The organism is Pedobacter suwonensis (assembly GCF_900111825.1).
GTDB classification, from domain to species: Bacteria; Bacteroidota; Bacteroidia; order Sphingobacteriales; family Sphingobacteriaceae; genus Pedobacter; species Pedobacter suwonensis.
Genome location: NZ_FOJM01000003.1, coordinates 279601 through 297224 on the forward strand (window position 1 = coordinate 279601; position 17624 = coordinate 297224).

At 40.7% G+C, this 17624-nt stretch carries 17 protein-coding genes; 8 read left to right on the forward strand and 9 right to left on the reverse strand.

Translation table 11 applies throughout. From position 1 onward, the window contains the following. The first annotated feature begins 265 nt into the window (after positions 1-265). The 8 genes from BM107_RS05720 to BM107_RS05755 all read left to right on the forward strand — a co-directional run bounded on the left by BM107_RS05720 (position 266) and on the right by BM107_RS05755 (position 5690). Complete coding sequence (locus BM107_RS05720) at positions 266-1330, forward strand: type I restriction endonuclease (protein ID WP_090981169.1); 1065 nt, start codon at positions 266-268, stop codon at positions 1328-1330. A 428-nt stretch (positions 1331-1758) separates the two neighbouring features. Then, positions 1759-1998 carry a hypothetical protein gene (locus BM107_RS05725; protein ID WP_090981171.1) on the forward strand — a complete coding sequence of 80 codons (240 nt, stop codon included), beginning with the start codon at positions 1759-1761 and terminating at the stop codon, positions 1996-1998. Beyond that, complete coding sequence (gene yidD / locus BM107_RS05730; protein ID WP_090981172.1) at positions 1995-2282, forward strand: membrane protein insertion efficiency factor YidD; 288 nt, start codon at positions 1995-1997, stop codon at positions 2280-2282. Before BM107_RS05725 ends, yidD begins: the two co-directional genes overlap by 4 nt. A 44-nt stretch (positions 2283-2326) precedes the next feature. Further along, complete coding sequence (locus BM107_RS05735) at positions 2327-2719, forward strand: DUF6804 family protein (RefSeq protein ID WP_090981174.1); 393 nt, start codon at positions 2327-2329, stop codon at positions 2717-2719. 21 nt (positions 2720-2740) lie between these two features. Beyond that, positions 2741-4063, forward strand: coding sequence for a beta-carotene 15,15'-monooxygenase (locus tag BM107_RS05740; RefSeq protein WP_090981176.1), 1323 nt, complete (start codon positions 2741-2743; stop codon positions 4061-4063). A gap of 10 nt (positions 4064-4073) precedes the next feature. Then, entirely contained in the window at positions 4074-4916 is an 843-nt protein-coding gene (locus tag BM107_RS05745) for a hypothetical protein (protein ID WP_090981178.1), read from the forward strand. Positions 4917-4974: 58 nt separating this feature from the next. Further along, positions 4975-5184 carry a hypothetical protein gene (locus BM107_RS05750; protein WP_090981181.1) on the forward strand — a complete coding sequence of 70 codons (210 nt, stop codon included), beginning with the start codon at positions 4975-4977 and terminating at the stop codon, positions 5182-5184. Then, complete coding sequence (locus BM107_RS05755; RefSeq protein WP_090981183.1) at positions 5166-5690, forward strand: thermonuclease family protein; 525 nt, start codon at positions 5166-5168, stop codon at positions 5688-5690. Before BM107_RS05750 ends, BM107_RS05755 begins: the two co-directional genes overlap by 19 nt. Positions 5691-6446: 756 nt before the next feature. On the opposite strand, the gene BM107_RS05760 is transcribed toward BM107_RS05755, so the two are convergent. The 9 genes from BM107_RS05760 to BM107_RS05800 all read right to left on the reverse strand — a co-directional run bounded on the left by BM107_RS05760 (position 6447) and on the right by BM107_RS05800 (position 17552). Next, positions 6447-6653, reverse strand: coding sequence for a hypothetical protein (locus BM107_RS05760; RefSeq protein WP_090981185.1), 207 nt, complete (start codon positions 6651-6653; stop codon positions 6447-6449). Between the two features lie 167 nt (positions 6654-6820). Next, positions 6821-7531 (reverse strand): OmpA family protein, encoded by a 711-nt coding sequence (locus BM107_RS05765; RefSeq protein WP_090981187.1) that lies wholly within the window; start codon positions 7529-7531, stop codon positions 6821-6823. Between the two features lie 12 nt (positions 7532-7543). Continuing rightward, entirely contained in the window at positions 7544-8197 is a 654-nt protein-coding gene (locus BM107_RS05770; protein ID WP_090981189.1) for a TerD family protein, read from the reverse strand. Beyond that, on the reverse strand, positions 8198-8764 hold the full coding sequence (locus tag BM107_RS05775) for a TerD family protein (protein ID WP_090981191.1): 567 nt from the start codon (positions 8762-8764) through the stop codon (positions 8198-8200). It abuts the gene before it with no gap. 26 nt (positions 8765-8790) lie between these two features. Next, positions 8791-10077 (reverse strand): hypothetical protein, encoded by a 1287-nt coding sequence (locus BM107_RS05780; protein ID WP_090981193.1) that lies wholly within the window; start codon positions 10075-10077, stop codon positions 8791-8793. After that, positions 10077-13979, reverse strand: coding sequence for a hypothetical protein (locus tag BM107_RS05785; RefSeq protein WP_090981195.1), 3903 nt, complete (start codon positions 13977-13979; stop codon positions 10077-10079). The genes BM107_RS05780 and BM107_RS05785 overlap by 1 nt, the downstream gene beginning before the upstream one ends. Before the next feature lie 6 nt (positions 13980-13985). Continuing rightward, on the reverse strand, positions 13986-15629 hold the full coding sequence (locus BM107_RS05790; RefSeq protein ID WP_090981197.1) for a hypothetical protein: 1644 nt from the start codon (positions 15627-15629) through the stop codon (positions 13986-13988). Positions 15630-15647: 18 nt separating this feature from the next. After that, positions 15648-15986 (reverse strand): hypothetical protein, encoded by a 339-nt coding sequence (locus BM107_RS05795; RefSeq protein ID WP_090981200.1) that lies wholly within the window; start codon positions 15984-15986, stop codon positions 15648-15650. A 27-nt stretch (positions 15987-16013) separates the two neighbouring features. Beyond that, positions 16014-17552, reverse strand: a complete 1539-nt coding sequence (locus BM107_RS05800) for a hypothetical protein (protein WP_139222277.1) — start codon at positions 17550-17552, stop codon at positions 16014-16016. Between the last annotated feature and the right edge of the window lie 72 nt (positions 17553-17624).

Consider the following 17624-nt stretch of genomic DNA (forward strand, 5'->3'; position numbering starts at 1 on the left):
GCGTAGCGGATTCGAATAGCCGCTTAATACTCAAGGGGGACTAAAACCCCGATATCGTCACCCTGAACTCGTTTCAGGGTCTTTCATGACGATCCTTAGCCGAAAATCTGTGACTAAGAAGAATGCGATCACCATCAATTCACCGCATTCAACAATTAACCTGTTAAACCAATCGAAACCTGTAACAAACTCTGCTACGGTTTCCCGTAAGAATAATATCTTCAGTCGCTTTACTTTTGATCAACAAACCAAAAGCCAAGCTTAAATGGATCTTAAATTAAAGTTAGAACAACTCCACCAGCGGGTGGTAGGATTAAAAGATCAGATTAATACCGAAGAGGCTACGAAAAATGCATTTGTGATGCCATTTATTCAAATCCTGGGTTACGATATTTTTAATCCGACAGAAGTTATACCCGAACACATCTGCGATATCGGCACCAAGAAAGGCGAAAAAGTAGATTACGTCATCCGAAAAAATAACGAACCTATCCTCATTTTCGAATGCAAACATTGGAAAGAAAATGCCGATGCCCACAACTCCCAGTTGCACCGCTACTACCATGTTTCTAAAGCACGCTTTGGCGTGTTAACCAATGGCACAATTTATAATTTTTACGCCGATCTGGAAAAGCCGAATATCATGGATGAAAAACCATTCTTAACCATCGATATTGAAGACCTGAAAGATAATGCCATTAAAATCCTGGAAAGTTTTACCAAGAACGAATACAACTTAGAGAACATCCTCGATTCGGCCGAAGGTTTAAAATACATCAAAGCCATTAGAAAGGAGTTTGAAAAGGAAACAGACAGCCCTTCTGATGAAATGGTAAAACTATTGGTGAACCGGTTTTTTAACAAACCATTAACTGCCAACCGGATGATTGTCTTTAAAGAATATACTAAAAAAGCCCTCACCATTTCCATTAATGAATCCATCAGCGACCGTTTAAAATCGGCACTAAACATTAATGAGAAAATAGAAAAAAAGGAAGACGATAAAGCGGTACCTGGTATAGAAGATGCCGATACTTCCAAAATTGTAACTACCGAAGAAGAACTGGAAGCTTTCCAGATTGTGAAAGCCATATTACGCGAAAAAATTCCTGCAGGCCGCATTGCAGCGCGTGATACTCAATCCTATTTTGGGGTATTGTTGGATGATAATAACCGCAAACCGATCTGCAGGTTCCACTTTAATACGGCCAATAAATACCTCGAAACTTTCCAGAACGGCAAGGATGCCGGTGACAAAAAACAGTTGTTTAATCTCGACGAACTTTACGATTACCGGGCTCAATTGCATCAAACTTTAGAAAATTATTAATTAGCTATCTCTCTCTCACAAAATGCTGGGGTTGCTCCATGGCCTGTATTGGGAGCAGGCGGAGCAGCCTCTCATTTTAATTATGCAAACGCTCAGCTTGATTTTCATCCCGGGGGGATAACCATTTCATAAAATCAATGTAAATAACACGATTTTAAAAAGTGCATAATGTCGTGATATCGCCATCCCGACCGCAGCGGAGCGATCTTTTAATTTTGATTTCAAAAACCTAATCTTCACGCCAGTAAGGGCAGCACTTTGCATGGGTCCGGTCGAGGGTGACCATTCCATTGCAGTTTATCAGTGCTAGCGGACTGGTATCCAATTTTTTATACATGAAATAATAGTTTTTATCGTTACGGTTTCCCGTAAGGTTACGGGATTGAACATGTATACTTTTGAATTATAAACTTAAAACAAAACTTGTTATGGAATACAAAGTAGTGCCATTTACCGCAACATTGAATCAAAAAAATGAAACTACAACTGCGGTTGCCAGTCAATTAGAAAACCTGATCAAACAATTTACTAATCAAGGCTGGGAATACATCAGACTGGAAAGTGTTTCAACCTATGTACAGCCTGATCCAGGGTGTTTTGGCTTAGGCGCAAAACCTGGCTATCTGGCTTCTTATCAAATGGTTGTCTTTATCAAAGGAGTAATATGAAGATAATCTTACTTCTGGCTATTAAGATTTACTGGGCAATATTCCCTAAAGATAAAAGACGGAAATGCATTTTCAGATTAAGTTGCTCTAAGCATGTTTATCAGGTTACAAACCAAGCAGGCCTGCTCGAAGGACTTAAAGCATTAAAGTATCGATATAAAAATTGCAGAAACGGGTTCCATATTTTCGAAAATCATATCAATGGTAGTAAAATGATGATTTTACCTAATGGTCAATTGCTTGGAGAAAATGAAATTGCAAGTAGGTTTTCTTCTGAAGCTTAGCTCTAGTCTCCAAAAATTAATTGAATTCCTATACTTTTTCATCAATGAAATCATTCCTGATCATTTGCTCAATCTGCTGCTTCGTGGCAATATTAAAGTTGCCCATTGAATATTATATCTTTTTAAGAACAATGGTTTCGTTGGGTGCCGTACTGCTCATTTACCACTGGATCAAGCAAAAAAATTATGCTTTGGCAATTGTCTTTGCGCTGATACTCTTTCTTTTTAATCCCGTTGCTCCCTTTTACCTGCATCGAAAAAGCATTTGGATCCCATTGGATATCATCACCGGATTATTGTTTTTAATTATTGCCTTTTATAAGAAAAGTGAATCTGCAAAACCAGAAGAAAAACCAACTGAAATTTTACCTGCTCAAAAAACATACTCCAGAGACCGTATCGTTTCGGAAAAAAGAAATACCATAATCACATCATAAATCAAACTAAACATTACTGTTATGATTGCTCAAATAGAAGAATTGTTTCGTTCAAAAACGGATAGTCAGCCTCAAAATAACCAGATTCAAAATCCAAGTATTGATGATGGGGATGATGTAAGAAAAAGAACTTACCACGAGGCCGGTTTCAGAGATGGATCGAGAAATAGTGGAAGCCCACTTGCCCTATCCATTTGCTTAAATGCCATTTATGCCAGGTTTCAAAATGAAGAAAAAGAGCTAATAGAAAAACAACAGCTGGCTAAAGAGCCCTATATTAACGAGCAGAAAACTAAAGAAACTGAAATAAAGACGCTGGCCATCAGCAAAGAAAATAAAGAACAACAAATCAACAAGTTAGAATCCGATATCAGAACAGTAAAGGATAATATCGAAGAGCTAAAATTCGAAATCAACGACCTGCCCCGGAATCCGGAAAAATATCATATTAGTGCTTCAAAAGGTGCGTCAAGTAAATTCTGGATTGGGTTGATCATCCTGATTCCTTTAAGCCTGTATTTATTTACTTTTTATATCTCCACTTCTTATTCTGCTTTTTTTAAACCCTTTGATGCCAATAGTACCATCATTATGAATGTGCTTGATTCGAAAGCTTTTGAAAAGGCCTGGCATGATGGCTCCCTCGAAGGTGCTTTTGTAACTTTTATTCCTTTTGTGTTTTTGGGGCTTGGATATTTGATCCATATGTTTGGAGAAGTTAAAAGTATAGGTAATTACATTAAGATAGCAGCGCTTTTACTCACAACCTTTGTTTTTGATGCCATTTTAGCTTATCAGATTGAGGAAAAGATTTATGAGCTAACCAAAACTTTTAATACGCCAGATTTTAATCTCCCCATTGCCTTTGGGAGGATCCAGTTCTGGGGAATCATCTTTGCCGGTTTCGTTGTGTACCTTATTTGGGGCGTGGTGTTCGATTTTATCATGAAAGAACATCGCGAGAAAGACAAAATTAAACATGAGCAGCTCCGCAGAAAAAAAGACATACAGATCCATCAGGATAGGATAAGCGATATTGAAATTCAAAAAGCGAAATTGACAGAAGAACTCAATAAATTCAAGACAGATTCAATTGCAGCTCAGGAACGTGTTAAAGCACTTCAAAATATTATTGATGCGGTAATTATTCCCACGAAGGAGTATGTGCTTTATGCTTCAGAATACATGAAAGGTTGGATTACGTTTGTTAGTGAAAAACTCCATATTTCAATGCATGAAAAAATAGTTCTTCAAACTGAGTGCATTACCTGCTACCATGAGAACCTCAAAAGCGTAGGAGCTAGCGAAGATTCGCAGAATTCTGTTTACGTCACTACTTTATAAATCCGCTAACATGAAAAGAAAATTACAAAGCCTATTGCTGATCTTTTTGATCACCAATATCTTCTCTAAAGATGTTAAAGCACAAAACCTCAACATTAGCTTTTTATTGGATCTATCAGACCGGATCGACCCTAAAAAAAATCCGGGTATTTACCAACGTGATCTGCAATATATCAAATCAGTACAAAAAGCATTCACTAACCATGTAAAGGGAAAAAAGATGCGGCTACTAAAAGACCAGATGCAGGTTTTTTTTAACCCTTTACCTAATATTGAAAATATAAATCGGCTCAGTGAAGAATTAAAGGTTGGTTTTTGCCCGCAAAGCAATAAAAATGATTTCCTGAAAATAGATAAACTGTATACCGAAAACCTTACAAAAATTTATCAGAGGGCTATTAAAGACCATAATTATGTTGGCTCCGATATATGGAAGTTTTTTAAAAACAACGTACAGTTATATTGTATCAAACCTGAACATCGGAACATTCTGGTGATACTTACGGACGGTTATATGTACCACAAAGCCAGCATAATGCAGGTAGAAGGAAAAAGTTCTTACATCACGCCGCAATATCTAGCTTCGAAAAAGCTTACCTCGGCTGGTTACGCCACCATCATGAGGAAAAACAAGTTTGGTTTTATTACTTTCCCTTATAACTTAAAAGATCTCGAAATCCTGGTACTGGGCATTAATCCATCCCCAGGTAACCCTTATGAGGAAGACGTCATTAAACAATACTGGGGTGATTGGTTTAAGACGATGAAAGTAAAGAAATTTGATTTACTCACGACAGATCTGCCGGCTGCATTGGAACCAGTAATCAATAATTTCATTCAGGGAAAGCTATAGTGATTAACTATCCCTATATTCATAAGCCATTTACAAACAAACAACTAACCTCGACAGCATGAAAACCCTCTCCCTAATCATCTTCTTCTTCGTAAACATTACCTGCAAGGAAAGCACAACGGTGTACATCTGCAACAGCCCTGGTGCTAAAAAATACCACAATAGCTCAAATTGTCGTGGTTTAAGTAATTGTACTTACAAAATTGTAAAAGTGGATATTGAACAAGCTAAAAAAGACGGCAAAACATTATGCGCCTGGGAAAAGTAGGCCTGTTGCTGTTGTTGCTCACGCTTCAATCCTGCTTCATCCAGCCCTCTGGAAATAAAGGCCTCAATTATAGCAATCTGGTTTTTACCGCCAAAGTCATCCGCATTATGGATGGCGACACCATGGAGGTTTTATACCAGAACCATCCTGTTAAAATCCGTTTGGCGCATATTGATTGCCCCGAGAAACGTGGCCACCAGCCTTTTGGAACCAAAGCCAGACAAGCGCTTTCGGATTTGTGTTTCGGCCAAATGGTAATGATACAGGGTCAAAATTACGACCGATATAAAAGATTGATCGCCTTAGTGATCAATAATAAAAAACAGGTAGTCAACCAGGAAATGGTTAAATTGGGTATGGCCTGGCATTTTAAAAAATATTCAAGCGACCCGCTATATGCGCAGCTTGAAATTACCGCAAGGAAGCATAAAGTAGGTTTATGGCAGGATAGCACTGCAATTGCTCCATGGGAATGGAGAGCGATGAAGCATGTTTTGGTGAAGTAACCGCTTGCATGTTTCATGTTTTAAGCCTTATATAATGGAGACTATGAAACGCTAGTGCAGATTTTGCACAATATTGATCTCCTGCTGAATAAAGAAACCGACCTCTACCATCTCTTTGGCAGCCCCACCTAATAGCTCACACGCCAGCAGACTAAAGATTACCTTAACATAAGCGAAAGCACCTACGTAAGGTAAAAGACGACATTTTAAAACCCTTAAACCTGCCGGGGGGACCGTTTTTACCTGAAAAACCTATCGGTTTCTTATTAAAGGGCCTGATAAAGAATGCATTTTTTTACCCATTCTTTACCTGTTGTTCGAGACAGGTTAACCCCATGTTTACCCTTTCGTTACCTATTCTTTACCTTTTCTCTACCTATTCTTTACCTTTTGTTTACCCCGGCGTTACCCTTTAGGTAAACAAAAGGTAATGCCGGAGGTCTTTTTATGCCGGAAATAGGGTGGTGCCCGGCGCCAGCTGTCTGCCAGCATGTGCGCAGATTGCTCATCAATTGAGTTTAAAGGTTCATTTTGGTTCAGGTAGATTTATAACCGTTTAGGTAGGTTAAGTCCGGAATAATGCGTTACGAAAGTCCGTAGTTGTACCTGGGATGGATTTAGCGGTTAAACGAGAAATAATATGCTATAAAACAGCCGAATAGCTGGATAATGTTACCATAGGCTTAACCACTAAACCCTGCCCTAACTGGTGATTATATCCGGTTGGAGCAGGGTTTATTAAATTTTGTTTTTTTTCTACACTTTTCTTACTGCCGTTTTTAATACCGAGAGGAGGAAAAGGATCAGAAATACGATGATAAAAGGCGCAAAAACTTCTAACCAGCCTATGCGACCGAAAATGATTTTGATGATAAAGAGGATGCCGCTAAAAAGCACCCCCAATAGGATTAGGATTTCTTTAAAACCTCTTTTCTTTGTTTTTCTGGTTCTTCTTTTTGCCACAATATTTTTTTAACTGATTACTTAACGTGCGTTTTAGGTCTTAATTTCGTCATTGCGAACTGGAGAAAGGGCTTTGCGTTGGCGTGAAGCAATCTTTTTGACAATAAATACATGGTACATTGCTTCGGCTAGCACATATTCAGTTCGCATCCAAGCTATCGGATCATTTATAGCAATGTAATCTCAACGCGCCTGTTCTTTTTTCTTCCACTGGCGGTATGGTTTGAGGCAACCGGGTTTTCAATGCCTTTTCCTGTGGTGCTTATCCGGCTTGCATCAATATTTAATGCACTTAAGTGATTTTTGAAGGCATCGGCCCTTGCCTGCGATACCTGCTGGTTTAGGGCTAGCGGACCATCACTGCTGGCATAACCATCAATATGGACAGATGCCGCAGGGTTTTTGATCAAATAAGTCACAATGCGCCTGATCAAAGTTTCATTTACGCTTGCAAAAGATGATGAACCCTGTACAAATGTTACCGGTATCGTATGGTTTAAACCCCTGATCGCTTTGGCTGGTAATTCAGCAGGAGCTGTATTCTGGCGGGTTATACTGATCGAATCTTCTTTTACTGCCGGTGATTTTACCTGGGTAACAGCCGTGGTATCCATACCGCCAGCTTTCTCTTTGGCTGGTGTTTCAGGAGCAAGAACTGAAGCCGTATTTGAAGAAACGTCGGGTATAGATGCTTTTGCTGCAGGATCTGTTTTTCCTGTTGCAAAATACCAGATGCCGCCACCAACAACCAGTACGCCGAACAAACCGATCAACCAGCGCTGCGATCTGCCAGCAGGTTTTTCGATCTCTCCCTTTGAAAGATCAAACTTGGATGGCGCTGTTTCAGCACCATCGTTTTTATTTAAATCGAATGCCATAATTTTCTATTTTTAGGTGTACATATCAACCAAAGTTTGCAAACTGCCCGTATGCGCCCTGCCCATCGCTTCAAACTCCCAGCTTTCGCCAACACGGAATAAACGCCCAAATTCAACGGCATCTTCATTGGTATACTGATCTTTAAGGTCGTAACGCAATATTTCCAAACCATTGCTTTCATCCACAATCCTGATGTAGCAGTCGTTTACTTTTCCAAAATTGAGATCCAATGTTCTCCGGTCTTTCTTATTGTCGTTCGGGTATTTACAGATGGTACAGCAGATAATAATCTGCTCCACCTTAGGGCTAACTTTTGATAAATCGATAAACATATCTTCATCATCGTCGCCGTCACTCCTGCTCCCGTCGGGATCATCAATAGCGCCGATAATGGCACCGTCTTCCGTAAACGGCCTGAAGAGGCCTTTCTCAACTTTATCCTCAATTTTATTCCCCATTCGGATCTGCCCGTAAAACGTAAAGTACGAATCGGAAGGGATCTTGAAATCGCCTCCGATCGAAAATGCCGAAACATCGAGATCGAACTCCGGACCGCCCGGTTCTTCGTTAGGGTTCCAGCCCATTCCGATTTTTACAATGGTGAGTCCGGGTGCTGCCTTGGATAGTGCGAACCTGTCGCCCTTATTTAAATTAAAACTGCTCATTTATTGATATAATGCTATTAGTGTATTTAAACCGCCGGAAAAGGCCTGGCCAAGGCCCTCTACATTCCATGCTCCACCGTTTCTGGAAAGAGAAGCAATCATGATGGAATCTTCATTTGTAAATTTATCTTTAAGCAGGTACTGGCATAAAACCGACTGATCAGCACGGTTCCTGATATTGATGTAAGAGTTTTGAACGTGGCCAAAATGGTGTCCTCTTTCCTCACTCTGATCAATGGTTACGGCGAAATAAAGGAATTCTACTTTCGGATTTATTCTGGATAAATCGATGTGGATTACCTCATCGTCTCCATCGCCTTCGCCGCCCCTGCTGTCGCCCGGGTAATGGGTAGAGCCATCGGGACTGGTACTGTTATTATAAAAAACAAAGTATTCATCAGCAAGGAGTTTGCCGTTTTCACCTAACATGAATACGGAGAGGTCAAGGTCTACCGGGTGTCCGTTTATGATAGCGGTGTCCCAGCCCAGGCCTGCAATAATGTGTTTTAAGCCAGGTTCTTCCCCGATCAGGGAAACAGGCTTTCTTTTTTCTATTTGTATAGCCATTTTATTAAGTTTTGGATTTATATGCCCTAAGCTTTTTTTGGAGGTAAGGGTGGTGGTTTTACCTGATTGTTTTTAGTATTCGGTGTTGCTTTTATTTCTGGCAACCTGGGAATGTTTATGGGTTTTGGAATGTCGCTTTGTTTTCTTGGTGGTAATGGCGGTGGCAATTTTGGTGATGGGAGCGGAGGACGAACCAATACCGGAGGCGCAGCAGGTACTTTTGCTTCAACTTTATAACCGCTATTGGCAATTGCCTGGAAAATAGCCAGCATGGTATCTTTAACGTCAACAGGCTGTAAGGCCGTAACATGATGATACTTTTTCAGCAGTTTATCAGAAAAATACGCTGTGCTGATTTCTTCTGATCCCAGCAGGATTGTGACGCCATCTGCCTGCAGATTGTTTGCCTTCAGCAGATCGTCTATTGCGGCAAAAATCATCCCGTCATTGGCGTAATATTGCAGCCTGTCGTTCAGATTTCTTTCTCTTACATTAAACCAATACCGGTTTCCATCAGACAGTTCGGCTTCACCTTTAATAATCGGACTGATGTTTTGAAGTAAAGCCGCACAAAAGGGAAGCAAAAAAGCGATTTCCGCACCTTTATCAACCGACAGGTAGGAATTTTGCATGATAACATATTCCACAATCATATCGGCCAGGATTTTTACCCTCGGGTCGGCCCCCTGACCTACCAGTTTGGCCGATCCGAGAGGTTCTGCCCTGATGTTTTTGTAGAGGTTTAAATAAAGTACGTCATCAATACCATTCATAAATAAAATGGCCTTGTGGTTTGGCAAAATCTGCTTTTGGGAGAGTATATTGAAAAGGGTATGGTGATATTCAATACGGCCTAAATTGAAATAACCCGCCTCCTGAAACAGGTTTTCGATCAGCGATTTCTCATTGTCTTCAATATCATCATCAAATAAAAAGCGCAAAGGAAACTGCTGCCTGTACGATTCGATAGAATCTGATTTGTATAATACCGTATTTAAAAAGTGTGATAAGTATTGTTCAACACCGTAATAAAACAGCTGCTTAACCGGTTTTTTATGACCATATATACTGAAATGTTTAGCCGGATCTTTTACAATTTCGAAATAATTACCATAAGCATAAGGATCGTTTCTGTAAAAGCGCTCCCTTGCTGCGCCACCAAAAATAAAATCGTTGCCATTTACATAAAAGTACAGGGGAACCGCATTCGATTCCCTCATTTTTAATGGGACATAAGGGTTACTGTCTGATTGATACCAGAAAGTAACCGTCCGCTTCGATATTTTTGCCAATACACAGAATCCCATCGCCATTATTGTTTTTGAATACCCTTAAGCAGGTGTTTTTCAAAGAATTTCATCCCTTCCAGAATGATGATCGGTGCTACGTAATCGAAATCTTTCTGATCATCGTGTTTCCGCTTTTGTGCTTTGATAAAATCCGGCTCTCCCTTGATATAGTTCTCAATATTCATATCCTGAAAACCGGCCATAAAATCTGTTGCATTCATTTTTAAACCGAACATCCCGGATGATACCTTGTAAAACAGATCGGCAAAATCCATAAACCTTGGGCAATGTGGTTTGCCTTCCTGTGGTAAACAGATAAAATGATTGCCAATATGCTCCAGCATTTCGGGCGTAATGGAATTGGTTGACTCCAGGTATTTAAATTCGCCATTTGGCGTAACCACACAGAAATTATCCTCGCCTAATATCTCAATGGCCTGTTTGTTGGTGGGTACCAAAATACTGGTGATGTTGGTGGGGATGGCCAAACCTTTTGATACCTCGTATTTAACATCCGCATTATCTGTACCGCGGTGTGAATTGATATCAATTATTTTTAAAGGGATTGTAGTAATCGGACTAATGGTTTGTTTGGCCACGGTTTCTCCACCCATTCCCCTGATAAACATCTGCGTATAATAATCATCTGCTGCAGCCGGATTTACCGCGTTAAACCAGTCGAATATCCTTGCGCCTTTCCCTGCAAATGCAATTTTTATTTTCGGTGGAATGGCTTTAACCGCCGGAGGTGCATCTTCTGATTTTACAATTTCATTCCGCAGTTTATAGGCCAGCTGACCTGCGTAAAACATAATCAGGCCGGTTACATAAAGGTTAACGCTCATCATTTCCTTGCACTCCGCAGCAATCAGGAGGTAAAAAGTTTCAAAATCAGCAGCTTCTAAACGGTCAACCACCTGTTCGAAATAATAAGGCGCGGTATTTTCATTAAATTTGGGTGTGCCGGAATTTAACCCCTGAATCGATATTTTTTTCTTTTCGCAGATCCGGAGCAGTACGTTTTTAAAATTGGGCGAAAATTTGGTAGCCTGCGCCACACGTTCAGCCGCAAACCGGATGGAATTCTGTTTGATCATGGCTTTTCCGCCCTCCATCTGGCATAATGCGGTAATATCTGTTGTACTGCCACCAATATCAAAACAAAGCACCAGTTCTCCGGGATTAATGGAGTAGCCTCCATTCGGGCGTACCAGGTAATTGGCTACGGCACAAGCTTCTGACAATGACTCCTCATTACCTAATTTTTTGAAATCGAATCTCACCGGACCGGTTTCCGTTTTGATATCTACTGCTGTAAGCGTTTTTTTAGCATCATTCCCCCATCCTGTTACTACCTCTGCTTTGGCCTGTTCACCCCAGGCACTATTGCCAGTTGAGCCCCATGCCGGTGTTGTGGCCGCAGGTGCTGATGCCTGGCTGCCCCATGCAACCGACTGAGCTAAGGGAGACCCCCAGCTGCTGTTGCCTGATGTATCGCCGATATCAGAAAGATCGGAAGGAGGGAAGGTTTTTAATTTAACGTTGCTTTCAATCGGTGATATTTCTTTAAGCGAATCCCATATGCCCCGGTACTCGCTTAATAACTCTTTACCCATTGATGAAGGGTACGACCATTTTAAGGTATGCGGCTCATGCCCTTCAATAAATAACTGCGCATAAACATGCAGCAATAGGGTACTTAAATAGGCTGTTTTATAGCTCTTGTCAATCTGCTGGGTAGACCATTTCATATTGTACACCAGCTCGGCCCTGCCAATGCGGTTATAACCTAAAATGTAGCGGTTGTTTTCTGCATTTTCAATAGGGAGGTTTTTTTCAAAACAGGGGAAACCACCCTTTACGGCCTGGGCCATTAACGAGTTAACCTGGATGTTGCCATCGTTTACTACTCTTCTGGGATCGTGGATAGTTAATACTGATTTAATGGAATTGGTGAGGATTTCGTCGTTCTGAAAAAAGAAAATTTCATCCTCAACAGCTGGGCGTTCGTCGTTATTTTTACTATCGGTAGCCAATAATGATACCCTTTTGTTGATGAGTTTCAGGTTTTCGCAAACCTCGTTCCGCTGATCGGAAAAGTAAGCAATAGATGAATTTGTACTACCAAAATCGACCCCTAAAAATGCCGGCGATAAGGTCCTTGGCGCGTTTAACATATTTATCGGTAAAGCCTGGGTATTGCCTGACCCATCATAACGAATGATCCCAAAGCCGCAATCAACCCCTGCCTGCGAAAATTTCACACCTTTAAAAGGTTTATTGCTTTCGTATATCTCGTATTTATATTTATTGTCGGCCACCGCATTGTTGGCTGCAACGTGTAGCTGCGCTTTGATGCTGCCATATTTTTCGGAGATTACCGCTGCCTTTCCATTATTGGCCAGGTATAACGGAATGCCCTTTTCATCCAGCACAATCCTGAAAAAATCGTCATCCATATTTCCGATAAATGGCGTAGCCTGAAACCTGGCATCGTTATGTGGTATTTCGGAATACAGAAAATAGCGGTTCCATTGTTTGGATATAAAATTAGGCCACATTAAAATATCCTTACCGCTGATCGATTCGGGGGTAACCCTATAAATAACCTCTTTAACAATCTCATTTCCGGTTTCGGTATATAACGTTAGCTGAACAATCAGTCGTTCGCCATCTTTATCTGCCGGATCGTAAATGGCAGTAATACGCGATTTTACGTTCGATGATTCGGAAATACCCACCAAAGCATCGAGTGTAGCACCAAAAACATTTAGTGCCAGCGGCGTTAAGGGCAAGGTAAAATAGGCATAGCTGTTTAGCTGTCCTTTGGTTTCGGCAGCCAATAGCAGTATAGGTTTTGATTTCAGGAAATTCCGGGTTTCCATGCCGTCTCTGCCAAAATCGACCTGAGCAATCTCAGTAGTATCCGGAAGCAATAAATCTTTCGGATCAAACAGGATACTACCTTCTTTCGATTCGTTGTAGATCATTCCTTCTGAACCGAACAAGGCTGTAGAATAGTTAAAAAGAAGGCTAAAAGGATAATTGAATAAGGAACCGACTTCGGGCGGGGTAGATTTATCGAGTTTAGGGTAACCCTTTGTCTGCTGATAAATGACCATCTCTTCCATCCAGGCCTGAATACAGGTTGAAACATTGCCATATTGAGGCCTGATCAGTTCGTCTACACCGGCATAATTCTGCCTGAACCTTTCAATGTTATCTAAAATGTGCCTGGCATAGCCATAAATTGCAGAGAGCTCCTGCGGATTCATTTCCGACTGTAAGGGATCAATAAATTTTCCGTTCTGTACATTGATGAAAGGAAATTTTTCCCTGATCTGGTAGGATACCGAAGTAAAAACAAAACCATCAGGTGAAGTGCCACCGATAACATGGCCTTTAAACGAAATAACATCGATAAAGGGTATCCTGTCGGTATTATTGGCCAATGACTGATCGCACCACAAAGGTTTACGCTCAAATAACATATTGCCGAAAGCACCAGTAGGCTCGTATAAATTTGCAGTTGTACTTAAATGCTGACCATCTGAATAAGATAGATGAATTCTATTCACTTCCAGGTCTTTATAGTTTAAGGCTATACAACTGATCAAACCTTTCCATTCACTGATCAGCGACTTATAAAACAACATTAAACCTGACGCTTCGGCGTCTTTATCCCGGATGTTGTCTATGGCATTTTTGAATAAATTAGCCCGGGCAAAAACAGAAGGTATACCCGATACAATTGTTCCGATATTAACAGCAGAATTACCGTCCTCACCCACAGCGATTTCGGGGATCAGGATGTTTTTCGTAAATACTTCCAGCTGCGGCATTTTATCCCAGGCAAATTCGACACCGTTTGGCTCTGTTTTGGGATGAACTTTTATCGCCAGTGCTTTGATTCTTTTATCAGACATGGTGCTTTAGTTTATATCGAAGTTTTGTGAAATGGTAAGTGCATTAAAAATGTGCGCGAGGAATTTCTCTTTGGTGGTATTTACCTTTTGCTCTTCTTTAGGATTCGTGTTGATCAGATTCTCCACGAAAACGTTATATCGATCGCTAAAAAACCGTCCTTTACTCCAATGGTGTTTTTCATCAAGGAAAATGGTACCCACATCCAGTTTTTTTAGTTCGGAAGGGTTATCCGGAAATGCCTTGCTATCAAAAAGAAATCTGCCCGGGGCAACGGAATTCCTCACCTGATAAAGCCAGCCCGGCACAAATCTGGCATCTTTAAAGGTGTAGGCAAAGAGTTTAAAATATTCGTTGATGTCTTTGCATTCCGCATCAGCAATGGTACTGTATTGGTTGAGTTTTTGATTCTCGCATTGTTTAATGAAACCTTTTATGCCCGCATCATCAAAAGCGCCGCCGTTTTTGGTCAAGGAAATGTGTGCCAGGGAGAAAAAAGCACCCAGTTTATTTACAAATATTTCACCTGATTTATTTTCGTTTCCGATGAAGTCATCAAAAGAAAAATTAAACGAATTATCTTTAAATTCTACCGCTTTATAGAGGTACTCTGCTTTTGCGCTGTTAAAACCGTCATTACGGGTAAAAAAATCGTAAGCAGCACAGGCACATAACAGTTCTGTGATATGGCATGGGTTTTTCTGCTCACTCCCACCGGTGATGGTTTGATTAGACGTATTGTTGCCGTCAATTTTCTTGCTTTCTATCGGCCAGCCGATATGGTAAAGCAGTTTATAACACCTCTGAACGGTAGGATCGCTTTGGTAAAACTGCAATGCTGCCTGGCTGTTTAGCGGAAAAAACGATGAATCGGCAATTACGCTATTGGCTTTGCTGGCTTTCTGTTTATCATCTGGTTTACTAAAAGTGAAATACTCCGTTAATAAAGTAGAACCAAATTTGGCCTTGCCGAAATCGATACTGGCCTTGCCGTTTGAGCGGATTTTCACAAAGTCTTGTAGTGCTTTCGGGATTACGGGGATAGATGAGGCACCAGTACCACCGAATATAGAACCGAAAATAAAAACCCTTGCATTTGCGCCTGCCCCCTCCAGTTTACCCATAAAAGTATCCAGTTCGCGTTCCTGCGATTGTACTGCAGCACCTTTAATGATATTGCGGGCAGCTTCTATAATGCCATGGTACATCAGCATAGAGCCGAGGTGGGTTTGGGCCCGGTAGCCATGGTCTAAAGCAAATTCCTGTACCGAACTATTATCCAAAAACAGGTCAGATATTAATTTATTGGCTTTCTGCTGTTCGGGCGAACCTGTTGTAATTTTACTGATGTTTTTATAGGTTTCTCTTCCCGGACCGGCATAATTGGTGAAAAACCGGTGCAAATTCAGTTTTGCTGAGAAGAAAGTATTTGCATTTGGCGTTCCGCCCACGCTGGTACCGGTTGTTTTGATCCGGTTGTAAAGGCCGATCAATTCTTCAACCCTCCCTTTATTCCCGTTATTCTGGTCGGTATCAAGCGTGAGGATTTCGATTTCCTGATTATCGAACATCCCGATTCCACACAGGTGGGTAAAGGCTTCCAAACAACGCATCCCGGTACCGCCTATGGCGATGACGAATAATTTATCCATTGCTATTTTAATTAGGGGTTAAAACCAGTGCCCGATTTTTCCGGTGGCAAATATTTTGCTCATTACAAAACCGATGATGATGTAAAGCATAAAACCGATAGCGGTACCAATACTCAAGGCTGTTACATAATTATTAACAACCATGATGTTGGCATCAGGCTTAAATGCATAATAGCCCAGCAAAAAACATACTGCCGGATTTAGGATGGCCAGTACCCAGAACCAGGTTTTACGTGCCTGCGGATCTTTAGGGTTACTTCCGCCTTCAAATTTAATGGCGTTTGCAATGATGGCCGATAAAAGAAGAAAGATCAATGCGGTAATGATCGAGATGATGTAAGCTGAAGCTGATTCCATTTTAGAATTTATTTTAATGATTTTAGATTACTGTTTAGTTTTGATGTAGTAAGTGTACACTACCTTATCTACAGGTTTGAGTTCCTGTAAAGTGTTTTTGATCGATTCTGACAAAGCGGTATTGGGGGTATTTTTTGCGTTTATCCATTCGAACTTCGCCATTTTAGCGCCCTTCAGATTTGGTGTAGCGGTTTTTGATAAAATATCTACCCTGATCAGACCATCCGGATCAGGAATGTTGGCGATACTGAATTTAGGGTCGAAGGAAACACCAAATTCTATGTGTTTTGGGTTGGACGCCCTGGTATTGGTAAAAAGGGTTTGGTTAAGGGTAAAAACCTCATTAATCGGGTTTGATGCCTGTGCTTTATAAATCCATTGTTCTTTTAATTTTCCATCGGCCTTGTAACAGGCCAGTGCAACGGCATCCTTTTCCTGATCAGAAAATTTAGCCTCGCCATTATTGCCTTTGCTTAATTTAGGCTGGTGTTTTTTAGCTTCGTCTGCTTTGGCAAAGTTTTCGAAATCAGCCGTTACATCGGAAACTTTTACGCCGAAGTTTCCAAAAGTGTAACTATCTTCATTACTCAGGTCTATAAAAAGTTTCCTGAAGAAATCGTTAAACTGGTTTTGTGCGGCATAAGTGTTGTGCAGTTGATCGATGCTTTTCCAATCTAATCCAAGAGGATAAAATTCAAAGTTATGTCCGTTTTTAAGACCATTAATGTAACCCTCTTTTAAATCGAGTACATTTTTGGCTTTGTCTGATTTTGCGCTTTCATCATAAAAAATACCTCCTGATGTTTCTGAAGGATAGGCTGTAGATAGCTGATAAGTACTGTTTGATAAATCAAACCGGGTTGTTGATGGCGAAAGTTTTGATTCGAGTTTTGAAATCAAACTCCCTGCATCCGGATGACCGTAACTGAATATGGTGAAATAGAGGTGTTTATTCACCTTACCTTCTTGATAATCGGCAATAAAAAAGTGAATGGAATTTCCTTTTTCAAGCCATTTGGAGAATGGTATTTTTAGAAAGGCGGTATTGGTCACCTCGACGTTTTTTTGCCACTCTTCGAAATCGGTAATCAGCAGTGCATCGCCATTACCGGCCACAATTTTTTCTACCGATGATTGCAATGGCGCCCAAATATCAGCGTATTGTTTTGGGTCGCTTACCTGCTGCCCCAGCTCGGTAGTGTTGGCTACATTGAGCAATGAAATTTTGTTGGAACCCAATTTATAAACTTCAAATTGCTGTGCCAGGATGGTATTGAAGCAGGCCGACATCATGCTTTTAATTTTAGGATCACTAAAAGCCTTGTTTATTCCGGAGGAGAAATCAATATAAAGTGCCGGAGTACCTTTCTCTATCTTACTCCCTGGAGTATTGGCGTTATGATATGCTTCGATACGTTTTCCTAAATTCTGATCATAAAGGTTAAAATTCGTAGCGGTGAAGGGATCTTCCGATTGGGATTCTCCGGAACCTTTACAAGCTGAAATTGCAAATAGCCCCAATAATCCCATTATCCCAATAAAGTTCCAGGTATTGCCTGTTTTCATAATTTATACGTTTTAGTGCTTTGAGTATAGTTTAGTTGACCAAAAGTATAAGCACGGCAACGGCAATCCTTA